Here is a 17876-nt window from a genome sequence, read left to right as displayed (position 1 = left end):
TGGCCGCATCCCACCCTCAAGTCAGGTAGAATGCGCGCCCAGTTTTTGGAGAAGCGTATGACCCTGCTCAAATTCAGCGATGTGTCCCTTGCTTTCGGCGCTATGCCGTTGTTGGACAAGGTGTCCTGGCAGATCGCCCGTGGTGAGCGGGTGTGCATCATCGGCCGCAACGGCACCGGCAAGTCCAGCATGATGAAGCTGGTAAAAGGCGACCAGAAGCCCGATGACGGCTCTGTATGGCGCGCCCCAGGCCTCAAGATTGGCGAATTGCCGCAAGAATTGCCGGTTGCCGACGGACGGACCGTGTTCGACGTGGTTGCCGAAGGCCTGGACGGTGTCGGTGAGTTGCTTGCGCAATACCATCACCTGGCGCAGAACTGCGTCACCGAAGAGGACCTGGACAAGCTGATGCACGTCCAGCAAGACCTCGAAGCCCGTGACGGCTGGCGCCTGCAGCAATTGGTCGACAGCACCCTGAGCCGCCTGCAACTGCCGGCCGACAAGACTCTCGCCGAGTTGTCCGGCGGCTGGCGTCGTCGTGTGCTGCTGGCCCAGGCCCTGGTGTCCGAGCCCGACCTGCTGCTGCTCGACGAGCCGACCAACCACCTGGACATCGGCGCCATCGCCTGGCTGGAAGAAGCCCTCAAGGATTTCCAGGGCTCCGTGCTGTTCATCACGCACGACCGTTCCTTCCTGCAAAACCTGGCGACGCGCATCCTCGAACTGGACCGTGGCGGCCTGATCGACTGGAACGGCGATTACGCCAGCTTCCTGGTCCACAAGGAAGCCGCGCTGTCCGCCGAAGAAACCGCCAATGCCCTGTTCGACAAGAAACTGGCCCAGGAAGAAGTCTGGATCCGCCAGGGCATCAAGGCGCGCCGCACCCGTAACGAAGGCCGCGTGCGTGCCCTCAAAGCCCTGCGTGTTGAGCGCAGCGAACGTCGCGAGCGTACCGGCAAGGCCAATATCCAGCTGGATACCGCCGATAAGTCGGGCAAGCAGGTCATGGTGCTCGAGAACGTCAGCTTCCATCACCCGGATGGCCCGTTCCTGATCAAGGACTTCTCGATGGTCCTGCAGCGCGGCGACCGTATCGGCCTGTTGGGCGCCAACGGTACCGGCAAGACCACCTTGCTGAAGCTGATGCTCAATGGTCTGAAACCGACCAGCGGCACCGTGGAAGAGGGCACACGCATCGACGTGGCCTACTTCGACCAGTTGCGCCATCAGTTGGACCTGGAAAAAACCGTGATCGACAACGTCGCCGAAGGCCGCGACTTCATCGACATCGACGGCCAGAGCCGCCACGTACTCAGCTACCTGGGCGACTTCCTGTTCAGCCCGCAGCGTGCACGTACGCCAGTGAAAGCCTTGTCCGGTGGTGAGCGTGCGCGCCTGCTGCTGGCCAAGCTGTTCAGCAAGCCGGCCAACCTGCTGGTGCTCGACGAACCGACCAACGACCTCGACGTGGAAACCCTCGAGCTGCTGGAAGAGGTCCTGCTGACCTTCAACGGCACCGTGCTGATGGTCAGCCACGACCGGGCATTCCTCGACAACGTGGTCACCAGCACCCTGGTCTTCGAAGGTGAAGGCAAGGTGCGTGAGTACGTCGGTGGTTACCAGGACTGGCTGCGCCAGGGCGGCTCGCCGCGCCTGTTGGGCGTGACCGAGAGCAAGTCCGGCAAGGCCGACCTGGCCTCCGCTGTGGTGGCTCCGGTGGAAGTTGCCGCACCTGCCCAGGACGCTGCACCGGCGGCCAAGAAAAAACTCAGCTACAAGCTGCAGCGTGAGTTGGAAGCCTTGCCGGGGGACATCGACGCCAAGGAACAGCAGATCGCAGCGGTAGAAGCGGAAATGGCTGACGCGGGTTTCTACCTGCGTCCCGCGGCGGAAACCGCCAAGGTCATCGCTTCCCTGGAGACGTTGAACCAGGAACTGGAAGTGCTGGTGGAGCGTTGGGCTGAGTTGGATGCCTGAGTGACCTTAGGTCAGTAAAAAGCGGTTCAAATGTGGGAGGGGGCTTGCCCCCGATAGCGGTGTCTCAGCCAGTGATGTTTCAACTGACAGACTGCTATCGGGGGCAAGCCCCCTCCCACATTGGATTTCCATCGGTCTTACGAACTTTTTACCAGCTTCACCGCCAACACATCGCACGGCGCACCGTGCAGCACATCATTGGCGGTGGAGCCCAGCAGCAGCGCCAAACCGTGACGGCCATGGCTGCCGACCACGATCAGGTCGCAATGCTGTTCCTTGGCCAGGTGATGAATTTCCTGGCGAGGCTGGCCGTAGGTGAGGTGGGAGTTTTCCTTGGTCACTTCGGGGTACTTGAGGATCAGGCGGTCAAGGCGCTCCTTGGCCTGGTCGAACTGTTGTTGCTGCAATTGGGAAAGGTCCATGGGCACGTCGCCGCCAAAGGCCATGGCCATGGGTTCGACGATATGCACCAGGGACAGTTTGGCGTTGCTGGCGACGGCGAACGCTCGGGCGCGCTTGATCACTGGATCGCACTCTTCGGTCAGGTCTACGGCGACCAGAATATGTTCGTAGGACATGGGGCGTTCCTCCAGGGGACTGCAATAGATTCAGTATGGCTGCTTTCAAGCGGATAGGGTTACGTCAGGTCAAATCCGCTCATCAGAAAAATCGGGGGTACTCATATGACGGTCTGGATAGTGGTGTCAATCCTTGTTGTGGTGCTGAGCCCCCTGGCATGGCTGCGCCCATCGCGCCATCAGAGCGGGCGCATGGCCCTGCGCATGGAGGCACGCCGCATCGGCCTGGCCATGCAATTGGCCCCCCAGGAGTGGCCGCACTGGCTCAAGCACGAGCCGCCGAGCCCGTGTGCGCAGTACTGCCGGCCACGGCGCGGCAGCACGCCGGCCATTTGGAGTTACTGGCAGTTGGAGCCGGGCGTGTGGGTCAACCAGTGGCGCGAGGTGTGTGAGGACGAGAAGTTGTTGCCGCATTTTGCAACGCTGCCGGCCAACGTCTACAAGGTCGAGGCCGACAAGCAAATGATCGCCCTTTACTGGGGCGAGAAGGGCGAGGCGAGCGACCTGCTGGCCATTGATAAATTGCTCAAGGCCCTGGCCTGACTCTTCAGTGTTAAACGCCAGGCAATAAAAAGCCCGAAAGCATCATCGGGCTGGAGTTGGCCAGGCAGGCCGGTAAATCTGTGTTTCCCGCGTCGGATGTTCATCCAGGCGCGTTACGGTTGTCGCTAGCCTAGCCGCATATCCCGTCCTGTACAGCGTTTTCCCTTATCTTTTTCATTATTGATTTCATGAATAGTTGAATATTGACGAATCGCGGGCTTGGGGCCGGGGTTCTGAAATGACTGGAAAGTCGCGTTTTTCCTAGCCTTTCGAGCGATTGACAATTGCTCGGAATTGGATGAAGGTGGCGTACCCAAATCAAACGGGCGTATGAATTGAGCGTTTGTCTGTCAGACCGCTCATACAGAACCCGACTATCGCATTGGCGGGTGTGCCTGGCGGATTGGCCTGAGCATTGACGAAATTATCAATGTCCAACCATAGGCCAGCGTCCAATGTGTACTGTTCAGCTTCCATATCGTGGAGATCAGTTGATGATTTACGAAGGTAAAGCCATCACGGTTAAGGCTCTTGAAAGTGGCATCGTCGAACTGAAGTTCGACCTCAAGGGTGAGTCCGTCAACAAGTTCAACCGTCTAACCCTGAACGAACTGCGTCAGGCCGTAGACACCATCAAGGCTGATGCATCGATTAAAGGCGTGATCGTCTCCAGCGGCAAGGACGTGTTCATCGTCGGCGCTGACATCACCGAATTCGTCGACAACTTCAAGCTGCCCGATGCCGAGCTGGTGGCTGGCAACCTCGAAGCCAACAAGATTTTCAGCGATTTCGAAGACCTCAACGTGCCGACCGTTGCCGCGATCAATGGCATCGCCCTGGGCGGCGGCCTGGAAATGTGCCTGGCGGCGGACTTCCGCGTCATGGCGGCCACTGCCAAAATCGGCCTGCCTGAAGTCAAGTTGGGCATCTACCCAGGCTTCGGCGGTACCGTGCGCCTGCCGCGCATCATCGGTGCCGACAACGCCATCGAGTGGATTGCCGCTGGTAAGGAAAACCGCGCTGAAGACGCACTGAAAGTCGGTGCCGTCGACGCGGTTGTGGCGCCGGACAAACTGGCCGAAGCCGCGCTGAACCTGATCAAGGGCGCCATCAGCGGCGAATTTGACTACAAGGCCAAGCGTCAGCCGAAGCTGGAAAAACTCAAGCTCAACGCCATCGAACAAATGATGTCGTTCGAAACCGCCAAAGGTTTCGTGGCTGGCCAGGCCGGCCCGAACTACCCGGCGCCGGTTGAAGCGATCAAGACCATCCAGAAGGCTGCGAACTTCGGTCGCGACAAAGCCCTGGAAGTGGAAGCTGCAGGCTTCGTCAAACTGGCGAAAACCTCGGCTGCCCAGAGCCTGATCGGCCTGTTCCTGAACGATCAGGAGCTGAAGAAAAAGGCCAAGGCCTACGACGAAATCGCCAAGGACGTGAAACAGGCTGCCGTACTCGGTGCCGGTATCATGGGCGGCGGTATCGCCTATCAGTCGGCGTCCAAAGGCACGCCGATCCTGATGAAAGACATCAACGAGCACGGGATCGAGCAGGGCCTGGCCGAAGCCGCCAAGCTGCTGGTTGGCCGCGTCGATAAAGGTCGCATGACGGCTGCGAAGATGGCCGAGGTGCTTAACGGCATTCGTCCTACGTTGTCCTACGGCGATTTCGGCCATGTCGACCTGGTGGTCGAAGCGGTTGTCGAAAATCCGAAGGTCAAGCAGGCGGTACTGGCTGAAGTTGAAGGCCACGTCAAAGACGACACCATCCTGGCGTCCAACACCTCGACCATTTCCATTTCGCTGCTGGCCAAGGCCCTCAAGCGTCCGGAAAACTTCGTCGGCATGCACTTCTTCAACCCGGTGCACATGATGCCACTGGTGGAAGTGATCCGTGGCGAGAAGTCCAGCGAGCTGGCGATTGCCACCACCGTTGCCTACGCCAAGAAAATGGGCAAGAACCCGATCGTGGTCAATGACTGCCCGGGCTTCCTGGTCAACCGCGTGCTGTTCCCGTACTTCGGCGGTTTCGCCAAGCTGGTGAGTGCCGGTGTGGACTTCGTGCGCATCGACAAGGTCATGGAGAAGTTCGGCTGGCCAATGGGCCCGGCGTACCTGATGGACGTGGTTGGCATCGACACCGGCCACCACGGTCGTGACGTGATGGCTGAAGGCTTCCCGGACCGCATGAAAGACGACCGCCGCTCGGCGATCGACGCGCTCTACGAGGCCAAGCGCCTGGGCCAGAAGAACGGCAAGGGCTTCTACGCCTACGAGGCGGACAAGAAGGGCAAGCAGAAGAAAGTGGCCGACCCATCGGTGCACGAAGTACTCGCGCCGGTCATCTACGAGCAGCGTGAGGTGTCCGACGAGGACATCATCAACTGGATGATGATCGCCCTGTGCCTGGAAACCGTGCGTTGCCTGGAAGACGGCATCGTTGAAACCGCCGCCGAAGCCGATATGGGCCTGGTGTACGGTATTGGCTTCCCTCCATTCCGTGGTGGTGCGCTGCGTTACATCGACTCGATCGGTGTGGCCGAGTTCGTTGCCCTGGCTGATCAATACGCTGATCTGGGCCCGCTGTACCACCCGACCGCGAAGCTGCGTGAAATGGCCAAGAACGGCCAGCGCTTCTTCGGTTAAGTGCCCAGACGACTAGAGCGAGAATATTTATGAGCTTGAATCCAAGAGACGTCGTGATTGTCGACTTCGGTCGTACTCCGATGGGCCGCTCCAAGGGCGGCATGCACCGCAACACCCGCGCTGAAGACATGTCGGCGCACCTGATCAGCAAGCTGCTGGAACGCAACGTCAAGGTCGACCCTAACGAAGTCGAAGACGTGATCTGGGGCTGCGTCAACCAGACCCTGGAGCAGGGCTGGAACATCGCGCGCATGGCGTCGTTGATGACGCAGATCCCGCACACGGCAGCCGGCCAGACCGTCAGCCGCCTGTGTGGCTCGTCCATGAGTGCGCTGCACACCGCCGCCCAGGCAATCATGACCGGTAACGGTGATGTGTTCGTGGTCGGTGGCGTGGAGCACATGGGCCACGTCAGCATGATGCACGGGGTCGATCCTAACCCGCACATGTCGCTGTACGCGGCAAAAGCCTCGGGCATGATGGGCCTGACCGCGGAAATGCTCGGCAAGATGCACGGCATTACCCGTGAAGCCCAGGATGCGTTCGGCGTGCGTTCCCACCAGCTCGCCCACAAGGCGACCGTGGAAGGCAAGTTCAAGGATGAAATCATCCCGATGAACGGCTACGACGAGAACGGTTTCCTGAAACTGTTCGACTACGATGAAACCATTCGTCCGGATACCACCCTGGAAAGCCTGGCGGCCCTCAAGCCTGCCTTCAATCCGAAGGGCGGCACCGTGACGGCGGGTACTTCGTCGCAAATCACCGACGGCGCCTCGTGCATGATCGTGATGTCGGCGCAGCGTGCCCAGGACCTGGGTATCCAGCCGCTGGCGGTGATTCGTTCGATGGCTGTGGCGGGTGTGGACCCGGCAATCATGGGCTATGGTCCAGTACCGGCGACACAAAAAGCCTTGAAGCGCGCAGGCCTGACCATCTCCGATATCGACTTCTTCGAGCTCAACGAAGCGTTCGCTGCACAGGCCCTGCCGGTGCTGAAAGATTTGAAAGTACTCGACAAGATGAACGAGAAGGTTAACCTGCACGGCGGTGCGATTGCCCTGGGCCACCCATTCGGTTGCTCCGGTGCGCGTATTTCCGGCACTTTGCTTAACGTGATGAAGCAAAATGGCGGTAACCTTGGGGTTGCAACCATGTGCATTGGTCTCGGCCAAGGCATATCCACCGTCTTCGAACGCGTCTAAGCGTTGAGTTGACGGAAGCCGGGGCCCAGTGCCCCGGTTTTTGTTTTTTGGAATTTTTAATATTTTTTTTCAACAAATTTTGTAAGGGGGCCAGAGCATGAAAGTCGAACCAGGGCTCTACCAACATTATAAAGGTCCGCAGTACCGCGTTTTCAGCGTGGCACGGCATTCCGAGACCGAAGAAGAAGTGGTGTTCTACCAAGCACTGTATGGCGATTACGGCTTTTGGGTGCGTCCCTTGAGCATGTTCCTGGAGACCGTCGAAGTTGACGGCGAGCAGGTCCCGCGCTTTGCTTTGGTCCAGGCCGAACCCAGTCTTTTTTCAGGGCAATAACGGCAGGCCGCGCAGAATGCTGCGCTTGACCTCACCTTGTTGCCACTATATATAGCGTTGCCGCGTCAGGCGCCAACTGCCTTTCACTTCTCGAATTCAGGAATTTTCCGATCCATGGGCAAATCGCTGGTCATTGTGGAATCCCCGGCTAAGGCCAAGACCATCAACAAGTACTTGGGCAACGAGTACGTGGTGAAGTCGAGTATCGGCCATATCCGAGACCTGCCCACCAGCGGTTCGGCTAGCGCCAGCAAGGAGCCTGCCGCCAAGCGCGGCAAGGCGGCTGCGGGCGAAGGCCCGGTGCTCACGCCTAAAGAGAAAGCGCGCAAGCAGCTGGTCTCGCGCATGGGTGTGGACCCGGATCATGGCTGGAAGGCCAAGTACGAAATCCTTCCGGGCAAGGAAAAGGTCATCGAAGAGCTGCGCCGGCTCGCCAAAGATGCCGACACCATCTATCTCGCAACGGACTTGGACCGCGAAGGGGAAGCCATTGCCTGGCACCTGCGGGAAGCCATCGGCGGTGATGACAGCCGCTACAAGCGCGTGGTGTTCAACGAAATCACCAAGAAAGCCATCCAGGAAGCCTTCTCCAAGCCGGGTGAGCTGGACATCGACCGCGTCAACGCCCAGCAGGCCCGTCGTTTCCTCGACCGTGTCGTGGGTTACATGGTCTCGCCGCTGCTGTGGGCCAAGATCGCCCGTGGCCTGTCCGCCGGTCGTGTGCAATCGGTAGCGGTCAAGCTGGTGGTGGAGCGTGAGCGTGAGATCCGTGCGTTCAACCCCGAAGAATACTGGGAAGTCCACGCCGACCTGGGCACCGCCAAGGGCGCCAACGTGCGCTTCGAAGTGGCCCGTGAGAAAGGCGAGGCGTTCAAGCCGCTGAACGAAGCCCAGGCCATGGCCGCGCTGGAGAAGCTCAAAGCCTCCAGCTACAGCATCGTCAAGCGTGAAGACAAACCGACCAGCAGCAAGCCGTCGGCGCCGTTCATCACCTCGACCCTGCAACAGGCCGCGAGCAACCGCCTGGGCTTCGGGGTGAAGAAAACCATGATGATGGCCCAGCGTCTGTACGAAGCCGGCTACATCACTTATATGCGTACCGACTCCACCAACCTGTCGCAAGACGCGGTGGCCATGGCGCGTACCTATATTGAAAGCGAATTCGGCAAGAAGTACCTGCCGGAGAAGCCGAACGTCTACAGCAGCAAAGAAGGCGCCCAGGAGGCTCACGAAGCGATTCGTCCTTCCGATGCCAACACCGAGCCAAGCAAGCTGAGTGGCATGGAACGCGACGCTGAGCGCCTCTACGAGCTGATCTGGCGCCAGTTCCTGGCTTGCCAGATGCTGCCGGCGCAATACCTGTCCACCACCGTCAGTGTGGGCGCTGGGGACTTCGAGCTGCGGGCCAAGGGCCGTATCCTCAAGTTCGACGGCTACACCCGCGTAATGCCGCAGATCGCCAAGCCCGGTGACGACGATGTGCTGCCGGACATGGCCCAGGGCGACACGTTGAAGCTGATCAAGCTCGACCCGTCCCAGCACTTCACCAAGCCGCCGGCGCGTTATTCGGAAGCCAGCCTGGTGAAAGAGATGGAGAAACGCGGTATCGGTCGTCCTTCGACCTACGCGGCGATCATTTCCACCATCCAGGACCGTGGCTACGTCGCGCTGCACAACCGTCGTTTCTATTCGGAAAAGATGGGCGACATCGTCACCGAGCGCCTGTCCGAGAGCTTCTCCAACCTGATGGACTACGGCTTTACCGCCGGTATGGAAGAGAACCTCGATGATGTGGCCCAGGGAGAGCGTGACTGGAAAAACGTACTGGACGAGTTCTACGGCGACTTCAAGAAAAAACTCGAAGTGGCCGAAAGCCCTGAGAGCGGCATGCGTGCCAACCAGCCGGTGATGACCGACATCCCGTGCCTGACCTGTGGCCGTCCGATGCAGATTCGTACTGCGTCCACCGGCGTGTTCCTCGGTTGCTCGGGCTACAGCCTGCCGCCGAAAGAACGCTGCAAGGCTACCGTCAACCTGGTGCCGGGCGATGAAATCGCCGCCGACGACGAGGGTGAATCCGAGTCGCTGGTACTGCGTGGCAAGCACCGCTGCCCGATCTGCAGCACGGCGATGGATGCCTACCTGCTGGACGAGAAGCACAAGCTGCACATCTGCGGTAACAACCCGGATTGCGACGGCTACGAGATTGAAGAGGGCAGCTACCGCATCAAGGGTTACGAAGGCCCGAGCCTGGAATGCGACAAGTGCGGCAGCGAGATGCAACTCAAGACCGGCCGCTTCGGCAAGTTCTTCGGTTGCACCAACCCGACCTGCAAGAACACGCGCAAACTGCTGAAAAGCGGTGACGCGGCGCCGCCGAAGATGGACCCGGTGAAGATGCCGGAACTCAAGTGCGAGAAGGTCAACGACACCTACATCCTGCGTGACGGCGCTTCGGGCCTGTTCCTGGCCGCCAGCCAGTTCCCGAAAAACCGCGAGACCCGAGCGCCGTTGGTGCTGGAGATCGTGCCGCACAAGGACGAGATCGATCCGAAGTACCACTTCCTGTGCGAAGCGCCGAAGAAGGACCCGGATGGTCGCCCAGCCGTGATCCGCTATAGCCGCAAGACCAAGGAGCAGTACGTGCAGACCGAAGTGGACGGCAAGCCTACCGGCTGGAAGGCGTTCTACGACGGTGGCAAGTGGAAGGTCGAGGACAAGCGCCAGGGCGCTTGACCCGTCGGATGCGCTGAAGATCCAATGTGGGAGGGGGTTTGCCCCCGATAGCGGTATATCAGTCGACATGTGTATGACTGATGCTTCGCTATCGGGGCAAGCCCCCTCCCGCATTTGGATCTGTTTGGATCTGAAAGTCGAGTTTTGACCCGCATAAGCAGCGGTTTATTGCACTTGCAGTAGGCTCGGCTGATCCGTGACACTGTTCAGCCAGTATCACGCTTATTCGTTGTGGAGATTGCCGTTATGGCCAACGAACTCTATACCCGTACCAACCAGAAAATTTACTTCGCGGGTTTGTCCCTGGAAGCCCTTGGCCGTGCCGAGGAAGGGAAGGAGATGAACGCGATTGCGCTGGTTCAGGCCGGGCGTGAAGCCGCGTTGTTCCACCTGTATGGTGCGTTACTGGGCTTGTGTCATGAGATCGCCGGGTTCTACCGCTTGCCCCAGGCCGGTTCGCCCCGTGCGGAGATGATCATGAATCGTGAAGTGCTGGAAAGCATGGCGATCCCTGAGCTGGCCGAGCTGGTGGAAATGGCCCAGAGCCCTGACAGCTGGGTCGCGCGTCTGCTTAAGGCCCATGCGGATATGTTTCAGCCGCCCCGTGTTCCCCATGTGCCTAAGGGCGATGTCACCCAGCCCTTGATCGTGGCGGTTGCGTTGGAAGAGGAAGAGCCCAAGCCACTGAGTCGCGAAGAATTGGAAGGCTGGCGTCAGGCGCTGAAAAAGATGGCATTGCGCTTTCGTGAAGGTTTGAACGAGTGCTGAACGTTGGTCGGATTCACATGGCACCGTTCATCAAGCCGTAAAGAAACCTCCTCAGATCCTCAGCGAGGCCGGGCGGATGACTGATATAATCCCGGCCTTTCGTGGAGAACAGACTTTTATGCCGACGTCCTTTCTGGAAATTGTTGAGTTGCCTGACGGCCGAATCGAGCTGCGCCGGGCTGAGGACGAAGGTTCTCTGGTTATTCTGGATTTTTCCGAGGACGCCAAGGCGTTCCTGCAAGGCCAGCACGTGGAAGTGGCAAAAGCCATGCTGAGCGTTGGTGTGCAGATGGCAGGTCGCCTGGCAGAAGGCGAGCCGGAGAAAGAAGACGGCCCGCGCGTTCTTCACTGAGTGTGGCAGGTGGGTTCGCTGTTGTGGCAAGCCCGCTCGCCACAGCAGGCCCCACCGCAGGGATAGCCTGCGGCACACCGAACTACCCCAATCGAATATTCAAGCTCTGCGCATCGCCGGTACGTGCCGCGTTGATCAGCTGTGCCTTGGTAGTGGCATTCAGTGGGTTGAGCCAGCTCACCACGGTGTGGCTACGGCCCAGGCGCAAGGCTTCACAGGTCAACTGCTGAGCGCTTTGCGTGCCACGTGGTTGCAGCAACAGGATGCGTTCGCGGTTAAGACCGGCGTCTCGCAGCCAGGCCTGGGTCAGGCTGGTGGGCGGGGCAATCAGCGTCAACCAGCGTGCATCCTGTTCCTCGCTCAGTTCGCGAAGGATCGGCGCCAGCAGACTCAGGCAGCTCCCGGCCGCACCGCGCAACGACAGTTCACTGAACGCCTCAGGTTCGGCGCTCCAGGGCGCCTCGACCGTTTCCTTGAGGATGGGCGCAAGGGGTTGGGCCATAAAGGCCTCGAACAGCGACAGTTGTGTGTGTTGGGGGGTGTGCACGAGCTGCATGATGCCTCCTTTAGCGGCGAATGACGCCGACGCTCAGGCCTTCGATCACCAGGTCCTGATCTTTCAGGTTCACTTCAATCGGGGCGAACTCAGGGTTCTCGGCCAGGAGCCAGACCTTGCTGCCTTCGCGCTTGAAGCGTTTGACGGTGACTTCATCGCCGATCCGGGCGACGACGATCTGGCCATTACGGGCTTCGCGGGTGGTGTGGACGGCCAGCAGGTCGCCATCGAAGATACCCACGTCCTTCATGCTCATGCCGTGCACCCGCAACAGGTAGTCCGCACGTGGATGGAAGAAGGTCGGGTTGATGTTGCAGGATTCCTCGACGTGCTGCTGTGCCAGGATTGGCGCACCGGCGGCGACGCGACCGATGATCGGCAGTGTCGATTCGTCGGCCTTGGCTTCGAAGCCAGGGATGCGAATGCCCCGCGAAGCACCGGGGGTCATCTCGATCGCGCCTTTGCGAGCGAGGGCCTTGAGGTGTTCTTCGGCAGCGTTGGGGGATTTGAACCCCAGTTCCAGCGCAATTTCCGCTCGCGTCGGCGGGTAGCCGTTGTCATCGAGGCAGCGCTTGATAAAAGCCAGAATCTCAGCTTGGCGTGGCGTCAGTTTTAGCATGTTGATCGCTCTGTCTTTTTATACAGTGACTGGGATTATATACAGTGAACTGCGCTTGGCAATCATCCTTTTCTGCGATGCCGCTGGACGGTCATTCGTTAGCTGTCCTACAAGGCAGAGATAGCGCTGCCTACAGACCTTGGAGTATGTGATTAAATAGCGATGAAATAGATGACTGCCCGGCCGGAAAGCGAACTTGCAGGCTTGACAAGACACACCCTGAAACGTATGTTTCAAACAAGTGTTTGTCAGGCGGAGTATCCATGGCCCAGTCGGAAACCGTTGAACGCATTCTCGATGCTGCCGAGCAATTGTTCGCGGAAAAAGGATTTGCTGAAACTTCATTGCGGCTGATCACCAGCAAGGCCGGGGTCAACCTTGCCGCAGTGAACTACCATTTCGGCTCGAAAAAAGCCCTGATCCAGGCAGTGTTCTCGCGCTTCCTGGGGCCGTTCTGTGCCAGCCTCGACCGTGAGCTCGAGCGCCGCCAGGCCAAGGCCGACCACAAGCCCTCCCTGGAAGACCTGCTGGAAATGCTCGTGGAGCAAGCGCTGGTGGTTCAGCCACGCAGCGGCAATGACCTGTCGATCTTCATGCGTCTGTTGGGCCTGGCATTCAGCCAGAGCCAGGGCCACTTGCGCCGTTACCTGGAAGACATGTACGGCAAGGTATTCCGCCGCTATATGTTGCTGGTCAACGAAGCTGCGCCGCGTATTCCGCCTATCGAACTGTTCTGGCGCGTGCACTTCATGCTCGGTGCGGCCGCATTCAGCATGTCCGGGATCAAGGCGTTGCGTGCGATTGCCGAGACCGATTTCGGTGTCAACACCTCCATTGAGCAGGTCATGCGCCTGATGGTGCCGTTCCTGGCCGCCGGCATGCGCGCTGAAACCGGCGTGACCGACTCGGCCATGGCTGCCGCCCAATTGCGCCCCCGCAGCAAATCCGCGCCAGCCCCCGCCAAGGTTTGACCGCCCCGGGTGTGCGCAGCCGCTTGCATCCGCTAAGCTAGCCGCCCATGCCGAATTCAGCTATTTACTCGCAACCTGTTGTTCTCACTGCGCATGGTGAGGTCAATGGGGTGTGTGCGTTATTTAAGGAAGGTTTATGACTGCTGCCCTGCAAGGTTCTTTGATGGTCGACGTGGCGGGTACTTGGCTGACGGCCGAGGATCGCCACCTGTTGCGCCAGCCTGAAGTCGGTGGCCTGATCATTTTTGCGCGCAATATCGAGCATCCGCGCCAGGTGCGGGAACTGAGCGCGGCGATTCGTGCCGTGCGCCCGGACCTGCTGTTGGCCGTCGACCAGGAAGGTGGTCGTGTCCAGCGTCTGCGCCAAGGCTTTGTGCGCCTGCCGGCCATGCGTGCGTTGGCGGATAACCCCAATGCCGAATACCTGGCCGAGCAGTGTGGCTGGATCATGGCCACCGAAGTGCTTGCCGTTGGCCTGGACCTGAGCTTCGCTCCCGTGCTGGACCTGGACTACCAGCGCAGCGCCGTGGTCGGCACCCGTTCCTTCGAAGGCAATCCCGAGCGCGCTGCGGTGCTCGCCGGTGCCTTTATCCGTGGCATGAACAGCGCGGGCATGGCCGCCACCGGTAAACACTTCCCGGGCCATGGCTGGGCTGAGGCCGATTCCCACGTCGCGATTCCCAATGACGAACGCAGCCTGGAACAGATTCGGTCCAATGACCTGGTGCCTTTCGCACGCCTGAGCAAGCAGTTGGCGGCAGTGATGCCGGCGCACGTCATTTACCCACAGGTGGATGCGCAGCCCGCCGGCTTCTCACGCCGCTGGTTGCAGGACATCCTGCGCGGCGAGTTGCAGTTCGATGGGGTGATTTTCAGCGATGACCTGTCGATGGCCGGTGCCCATGTGGTCGGCGACGCGGCCAGTCGGATTGAAGCGGCGCTGACCGCCGGTTGCGACATGGGGCTGGTGTGCAATGATCGTGCAGCTGCTGAACTGGCTCTCACTGCGGCCCAGCGGATGAAGGTCACGCCTTCGGCCCGCATCGCGCGTATGCGTGGGCAGGCGATTGCCTCGACTGACTATAAGCAGGATCCCCGCTGGCTGGCGGCTCTGGGCGCGCTACGGGGTGCTCAACTTATTGAGTAGGTAAACAGAGTCTTTGCGCGCGTGTTTACCTGAGCGTTTAACACTCGGAAATATCAAAGTGCAGCGGCTGTAAATTCGTACCTCTGTGTAGGCGATTGCTTCGTTTTTGTGCCGATTTCGCTGGTGTAGAGTTCGTCTCCATGAATGACTTGATCACGCGCTTTATAAATTCGGACTGGCAGGAAAACTTCGACTCCCGTTCATTGGACCGGGGCTTCGGCTATGCGCAGGAAGGGCGTGTAAAGATTGTCGAGGCAGGCCCGCAGCGGATTATTGCTTGGTGCGAGGGTTCCGGGGGGAATGCCTACTCCCTGGCAATCTCCTTTGAATCAGCCGATTCCCACTCGACCCATATCGACTGCGTGTGCTCTTGCCCGGTTGCGGTGAATTGCAAACATGCAGCGGCGGTTCTTTTTACCCTGATCTCTCAGTTCGACACGCTCAAGACGCAACGAGAGCCGGCGGGCAACCGCCTTAGCCCACACATCGAACATTGGCTGAAAAGCCTGCCCGCACCCGTCATCGAAGCTGAGACGGTGCCCAAAGGCAGTAACACGTGCCTGTTGTACAAACTCTTTGTTGATCGGTACTCAAGTGACTGGTCATTGGCGGTTTATCGGGCCCGGGTGTTAAAAAATGGCGGCTTTGCCGATATCAAGTCGCTGTACTCCCTGGAAGAGACCCTGATGCGTTCTCCAGGCTATCTCTTGGAGGTGGACAAGCGCCTCGGGAGGTTGCTCCTGGTCGGACGACCTTACGGGCGTTACGGCAGTAACTTTCCCCTGGTGGGAAAAGAGGGGGTGGAAATACTGGAGGCGGCGCTTAAGACCGGGCGTCTGTTTCATGATTTCGATGACCCCCGCCCTCTTGGCACCGCCGCGGCACAGGTGGCTCGTTTCGATTGGACGGTATTGCCCAACGGTAACTACCTCCCGCAATGGCTGATCGGCGCGACACCGCTGCAGTACGTGCTGCCGCTCGAACCGCTGTATAACCTGGACCTTGCCCGGATGGAGCTGGCGCCTCTTGAGCATGGGATGGAAGAGAGTCTCGCCGTTCACCTGTGTAGCTTGCCTGAGATTCCGGCGAGCGAGGTCGCGTTGTTCAGCCACCGCGTCGGCGGGTTGGCCGCAGGGATTCCACCGCCCCAGAAGCTGACTGAGCGCGTCGTTGATACCCTTGAGCCTCAAGGCTGCCTGACGCTAGGTAGTCACGAGTCCTACAACTACCGTTCCGGGTTCCCGGAGGTTGAGCACTGCGCCGCCCTGGCTTTTCGCTACGGTACGAGTCTGGCCACCGACAAGGCTGGGAAGGAGATTTTACTGCTCAGCGGCACCGAGACCCAACGTATTCAGCGCAAGCCGACAGCCGAGAAGGCCCTGCGCAAGGTCTTGACCAAGCTCGGTTTTGCCAAGGTCAACCGAAGGGCCAAGGCGCTGCCGGCGGGAGCCGGCGAAATGTTTGATCTGTCGAGTGATGAAGACTGGCTGAGTCTGGTTGAAAACCGTTTACCCATCCTGCGTGAAGCAGGCTGGGAGGTGAGTATCCAGCCGGGCTTTTATTACCATGTGCAGACCATTGACCAGTGGTATGCCGAGATTGACGAATCGCCCGGTCACGAGTGGTTTGATCTTGAGTTGGGCATCGAAGTCGATGGTCAACGCCATGGCTTGTTGCCCATCATCCTGAATCTGCTGCGTCGCCAACCCAAGCTACTCGACGCCGCCTATCTGGCGGAGCGGGCTGACGACGAGCGCGTGCTGGTAAACCTGGGCACCCGTGAGAAAACCAAGGTCGCCTTGCCTTATGCGCGAATCAAGCCGTTGATGGCCACCTTGAGCGGCCTTTATCTGCGTGAACCGGAAGGTAATGCCCTGCGATTGACCGCTCCTGATGCAGCGCTGCTCAGCCATCTCGAGGGGCTTCCTCTGATCTGGCAAGGCGCAGAGCGCTTACGTGATTTCGCCAAGCGCCTGAAACACGCCACGCACTCCCATGTGCCAGCACCGCAGGGCTTGAACGCCGAGCTGCGTGGCTACCAGCTCGAAGGCTTGAACTGGATGCAGACCCTGCGCGAACTGGAAGTGGGCGGCATTTTGGGCGACGACATGGGCCTGGGCAAAACCTTGCAAGCCCTTGCGCATCTGCTCTGCGAAAAGCAGGCCGGTCGTTTACAAACACCCGCACTTGCGGTGATGCCCACCAGCCTGATCCCCAATTGGATGGATGAAGCTGCGCGCTTCACGCCGCAACTCAACGTGTTGGCCTTGCATGGCGCGCAGCGTCAGAGCGACTTCACGCGTGTGACCGATTACGATTTGGTGCTGACCACCTATGCGTTGCTGCCCCGAGACCTGGAAGTGTTGCAGGCGCAGCGTTGGAGCGTGCTGATTCTCGATGAAGCGCAAAACATCAAGAACCCCAATAGCAAGGCAGCCCAGGCTGCTCGGCAATTGGAGGCTGGCCAGCGTTTGTGCCTTAGCGGTACGCCCTTGGAAAACCACTTGGGCGAACTCTGGTCGCTGTTCCATTTCCTGCTGCCGGGGTGGCTGGGTGATAGCAAGACCTTCAACCGCGATTACCGCACGCCGATTGAAAAGCACGGTAATGCGCAGCGCATGCAGCACCTGACGGCGCGGATAAAACCCTTCCTGTTGCGGCGTAAAAAAGAACAGGTCGCCACCGAGTTGCCGCCCAAGACAGAAATAGTGCACTGGGTGGATTTGAGCGACGCGCAGCGCGATGTGTACGAGACCGTGCGTGTGGCGATGGACAAGAAGGTGCGTGACGAAATCAGCCGTCATGGTGTGGCGCGCAGCCAGATCATCATTTTGGAAGCGTTGCTCAAGTTGCGTCAGGTCTGCTGCGACCTGCGCTTGGTCAAGTCTGCGCCAGCGTCCAAATTGACTCGCGCGGGAGCGGGCAAGCTTGGCAGTTTGATGGAGATGCTTGAGGAATTGCTCAGCGAAGGGCGTCGAATCCTGTTGTTCTCGCAATTCACGTCGATGCTGGCGCTGATTGAGGAAGAGTTGAGGCAGCGCGACGTTGAATACTCGATCCTGACCGGTGAAACCCTCGACCGGCGCACACCGGTGAAGAATTTTCAGGAGGGCAATACGCCTTTGTTCCTGATCAGTCTGAAGGCGGGTGGCACAGGTTTGAACCTGACAGCGGCAGACACGGTGATTCACTACGACCCGTGGTGGAACCCTGCGGTGGAAAACCAAGCCACCGACCGTGCGTACCGCATCGGGCAGGAGAAACCGGTGTTCGTGTACAAGATGATTGCGCGAGGCACGGTGGAGGAAAAAATCCAGGCGTTGCAATTGGAAAAAGCAGCGCTGGCCGACGGTGTGCTTGAAGGCGGCGCGAGTGCCGGCTGGAAGCTGGAGGAGCGAGATATTGAGGCGTTGTTTGCGCCGTTGTCAGGCTGAGGACCGAGTCGTCT

General features: G+C 59.5%; 14 protein-coding genes. 11 read left to right on the top strand and 3 right to left on the bottom strand.

The window, feature by feature from the left end:
- The first annotated feature begins 57 nt into the window (after positions 1–57).
- Positions 58–1977 (top strand): ATP-binding cassette domain-containing protein, encoded by a 1920-nt coding sequence (locus FIV39_RS19365; RefSeq protein ID WP_090407782.1) that lies wholly within the window; start codon positions 58–60, stop codon positions 1975–1977.
- 137 nt (positions 1978–2114) lie between these two features.
- Here FIV39_RS19365 and FIV39_RS19360 read toward each other — a convergent pair whose 3' ends face one another.
- Complete coding sequence (locus FIV39_RS19360; RefSeq protein ID WP_090407779.1) at positions 2115–2555, bottom strand: universal stress protein; 441 nt, start codon at positions 2553–2555, stop codon at positions 2115–2117.
- Between the two features lie 105 nt (positions 2556–2660).
- Here FIV39_RS19360 and FIV39_RS19355 point away from each other — a divergent pair, with 105 nt between their 5' ends.
- The 7 genes from FIV39_RS19355 to FIV39_RS19325 all read left to right on the top strand — a co-directional run bounded on the left by FIV39_RS19355 (position 2661) and on the right by FIV39_RS19325 (position 11135).
- Complete coding sequence (locus FIV39_RS19355) at positions 2661–3098, top strand: hypothetical protein (protein ID WP_090407775.1); 438 nt, start codon at positions 2661–2663, stop codon at positions 3096–3098.
- A 494-nt stretch (positions 3099–3592) separates the two neighbouring features.
- A complete protein-coding gene (fadB, locus tag FIV39_RS19350; protein ID WP_065947397.1) occupies positions 3593–5740 on the top strand; it encodes a fatty acid oxidation complex subunit alpha FadB in 2148 nt (715 codons plus the stop codon).
- A 29-nt stretch (positions 5741–5769) separates the two neighbouring features.
- Complete coding sequence (gene fadA, locus FIV39_RS19345) at positions 5770–6945, top strand: acetyl-CoA C-acyltransferase FadA (protein ID WP_026136849.1); 1176 nt, start codon at positions 5770–5772, stop codon at positions 6943–6945.
- Between the two features lie 97 nt (positions 6946–7042).
- Positions 7043–7279: a DUF1653 domain-containing protein gene (locus FIV39_RS19340; protein ID WP_010212074.1), complete on the top strand. Its 237-nt coding sequence runs from the start codon at positions 7043–7045 to the stop codon at positions 7277–7279.
- A gap of 114 nt (positions 7280–7393) precedes the next feature.
- Positions 7394–10015: a type I DNA topoisomerase gene (gene topA / locus FIV39_RS19335; RefSeq protein WP_027604240.1), complete on the top strand. Its 2622-nt coding sequence runs from the start codon at positions 7394–7396 to the stop codon at positions 10013–10015.
- Between the two features lie 246 nt (positions 10016–10261).
- Complete coding sequence (locus FIV39_RS19330) at positions 10262–10783, top strand: DUF6586 family protein (protein WP_090407773.1); 522 nt, start codon at positions 10262–10264, stop codon at positions 10781–10783.
- Positions 10784–10901: 118 nt separating this feature from the next.
- Positions 10902–11135 (top strand): hypothetical protein, encoded by a 234-nt coding sequence (locus FIV39_RS19325; RefSeq protein ID WP_017254451.1) that lies wholly within the window; start codon positions 10902–10904, stop codon positions 11133–11135.
- Between the two features lie 82 nt (positions 11136–11217).
- On the opposite strand, the gene sulA is transcribed toward FIV39_RS19325, so the two are convergent.
- Positions 11218–11691 (bottom strand): SOS-induced cell division inhibitor SulA, encoded by a 474-nt coding sequence (gene sulA, locus FIV39_RS19320; protein WP_090407770.1) that lies wholly within the window; start codon positions 11689–11691, stop codon positions 11218–11220.
- A gap of 10 nt (positions 11692–11701) precedes the next feature.
- Positions 11702–12310 (bottom strand): transcriptional repressor LexA, encoded by a 609-nt coding sequence (gene lexA, locus FIV39_RS19315; RefSeq protein ID WP_003172575.1) that lies wholly within the window; start codon positions 12308–12310, stop codon positions 11702–11704.
- A gap of 263 nt (positions 12311–12573) precedes the next feature.
- On the opposite strand from lexA, the gene FIV39_RS19310 reads away from it, so the two are divergent.
- The 3 genes from FIV39_RS19310 (at position 12574) to FIV39_RS19300 (ending at position 17862) form a co-directional block, all read left to right on the top strand.
- Entirely contained in the window at positions 12574–13281 is a 708-nt protein-coding gene (locus tag FIV39_RS19310) for a TetR/AcrR family transcriptional regulator (RefSeq protein WP_090407767.1), read from the top strand.
- Positions 13282–13417: 136 nt separating this feature from the next.
- Positions 13418–14428 (top strand): beta-N-acetylhexosaminidase, encoded by a 1011-nt coding sequence (gene nagZ / locus FIV39_RS19305; RefSeq protein WP_090407765.1) that lies wholly within the window; start codon positions 13418–13420, stop codon positions 14426–14428.
- 140 nt (positions 14429–14568) lie between these two features.
- The gene (locus FIV39_RS19300; RefSeq protein WP_090407762.1) at positions 14569–17862 is read left to right on the top strand and encodes a DEAD/DEAH box helicase; all 3294 of its coding nucleotides are present in this window, start codon (positions 14569–14571) and stop codon (positions 17860–17862) included.
- The last annotated feature ends 14 nt before the right edge of the window (positions 17863–17876 follow it).

Origin of the sequence: Pseudomonas grimontii (assembly GCF_007858185.1) — a bacterium.
In the GTDB taxonomy this organism is placed as follows: domain Bacteria; phylum Pseudomonadota; class Gammaproteobacteria; order Pseudomonadales; family Pseudomonadaceae; genus Aquipseudomonas; species Aquipseudomonas grimontii.
The sequence above is the reverse complement of the archived record's forward strand: the minus strand, read 5'-3'. Positions and strand labels throughout refer to the sequence as shown.

Coding starts and splice junctions, on each gene's coding strand:
- FIV39_RS19330 (WP_090407773.1), top strand. CDS start 10,262: ATGGCCAACGAACTCTATACCCGTACCAACCAGAAAATTTACTTCGCG.
- fadA (WP_026136849.1), top strand. CDS start 5,770: ATGAGCTTGAATCCAAGAGACGTCGTGATTGTCGACTTCGGTCGTACT.
- nagZ (WP_090407765.1), top strand. CDS start 13,418: ATGACTGCTGCCCTGCAAGGTTCTTTGATGGTCGACGTGGCGGGTACT.
- sulA (WP_090407770.1), bottom strand. CDS start 11,691: ATGCAGCTCGTGCACACCCCCCAACACACACAACTGTCGCTGTTCGAG.
- FIV39_RS19300 (WP_090407762.1), top strand. CDS start 14,569: ATGAATGACTTGATCACGCGCTTTATAAATTCGGACTGGCAGGAAAAC.
- fadB (WP_065947397.1), top strand. CDS start 3,593: ATGATTTACGAAGGTAAAGCCATCACGGTTAAGGCTCTTGAAAGTGGC.
- FIV39_RS19360 (WP_090407779.1), bottom strand. CDS start 2,555: ATGTCCTACGAACATATTCTGGTCGCCGTAGACCTGACCGAAGAGTGC.
- FIV39_RS19355 (WP_090407775.1), top strand. CDS start 2,661: ATGACGGTCTGGATAGTGGTGTCAATCCTTGTTGTGGTGCTGAGCCCC.
- lexA (WP_003172575.1), bottom strand. CDS start 12,310: ATGCTAAAACTGACGCCACGCCAAGCTGAGATTCTGGCTTTTATCAAG.
- topA (WP_027604240.1), top strand. CDS start 7,394: ATGGGCAAATCGCTGGTCATTGTGGAATCCCCGGCTAAGGCCAAGACC.
- FIV39_RS19310 (WP_090407767.1), top strand. CDS start 12,574: ATGGCCCAGTCGGAAACCGTTGAACGCATTCTCGATGCTGCCGAGCAA.
- FIV39_RS19365 (WP_090407782.1), top strand. CDS start 58: ATGACCCTGCTCAAATTCAGCGATGTGTCCCTTGCTTTCGGCGCTATG.
- FIV39_RS19340 (WP_010212074.1), top strand. CDS start 7,043: ATGAAAGTCGAACCAGGGCTCTACCAACATTATAAAGGTCCGCAGTAC.
- FIV39_RS19325 (WP_017254451.1), top strand. CDS start 10,902: ATGCCGACGTCCTTTCTGGAAATTGTTGAGTTGCCTGACGGCCGAATC.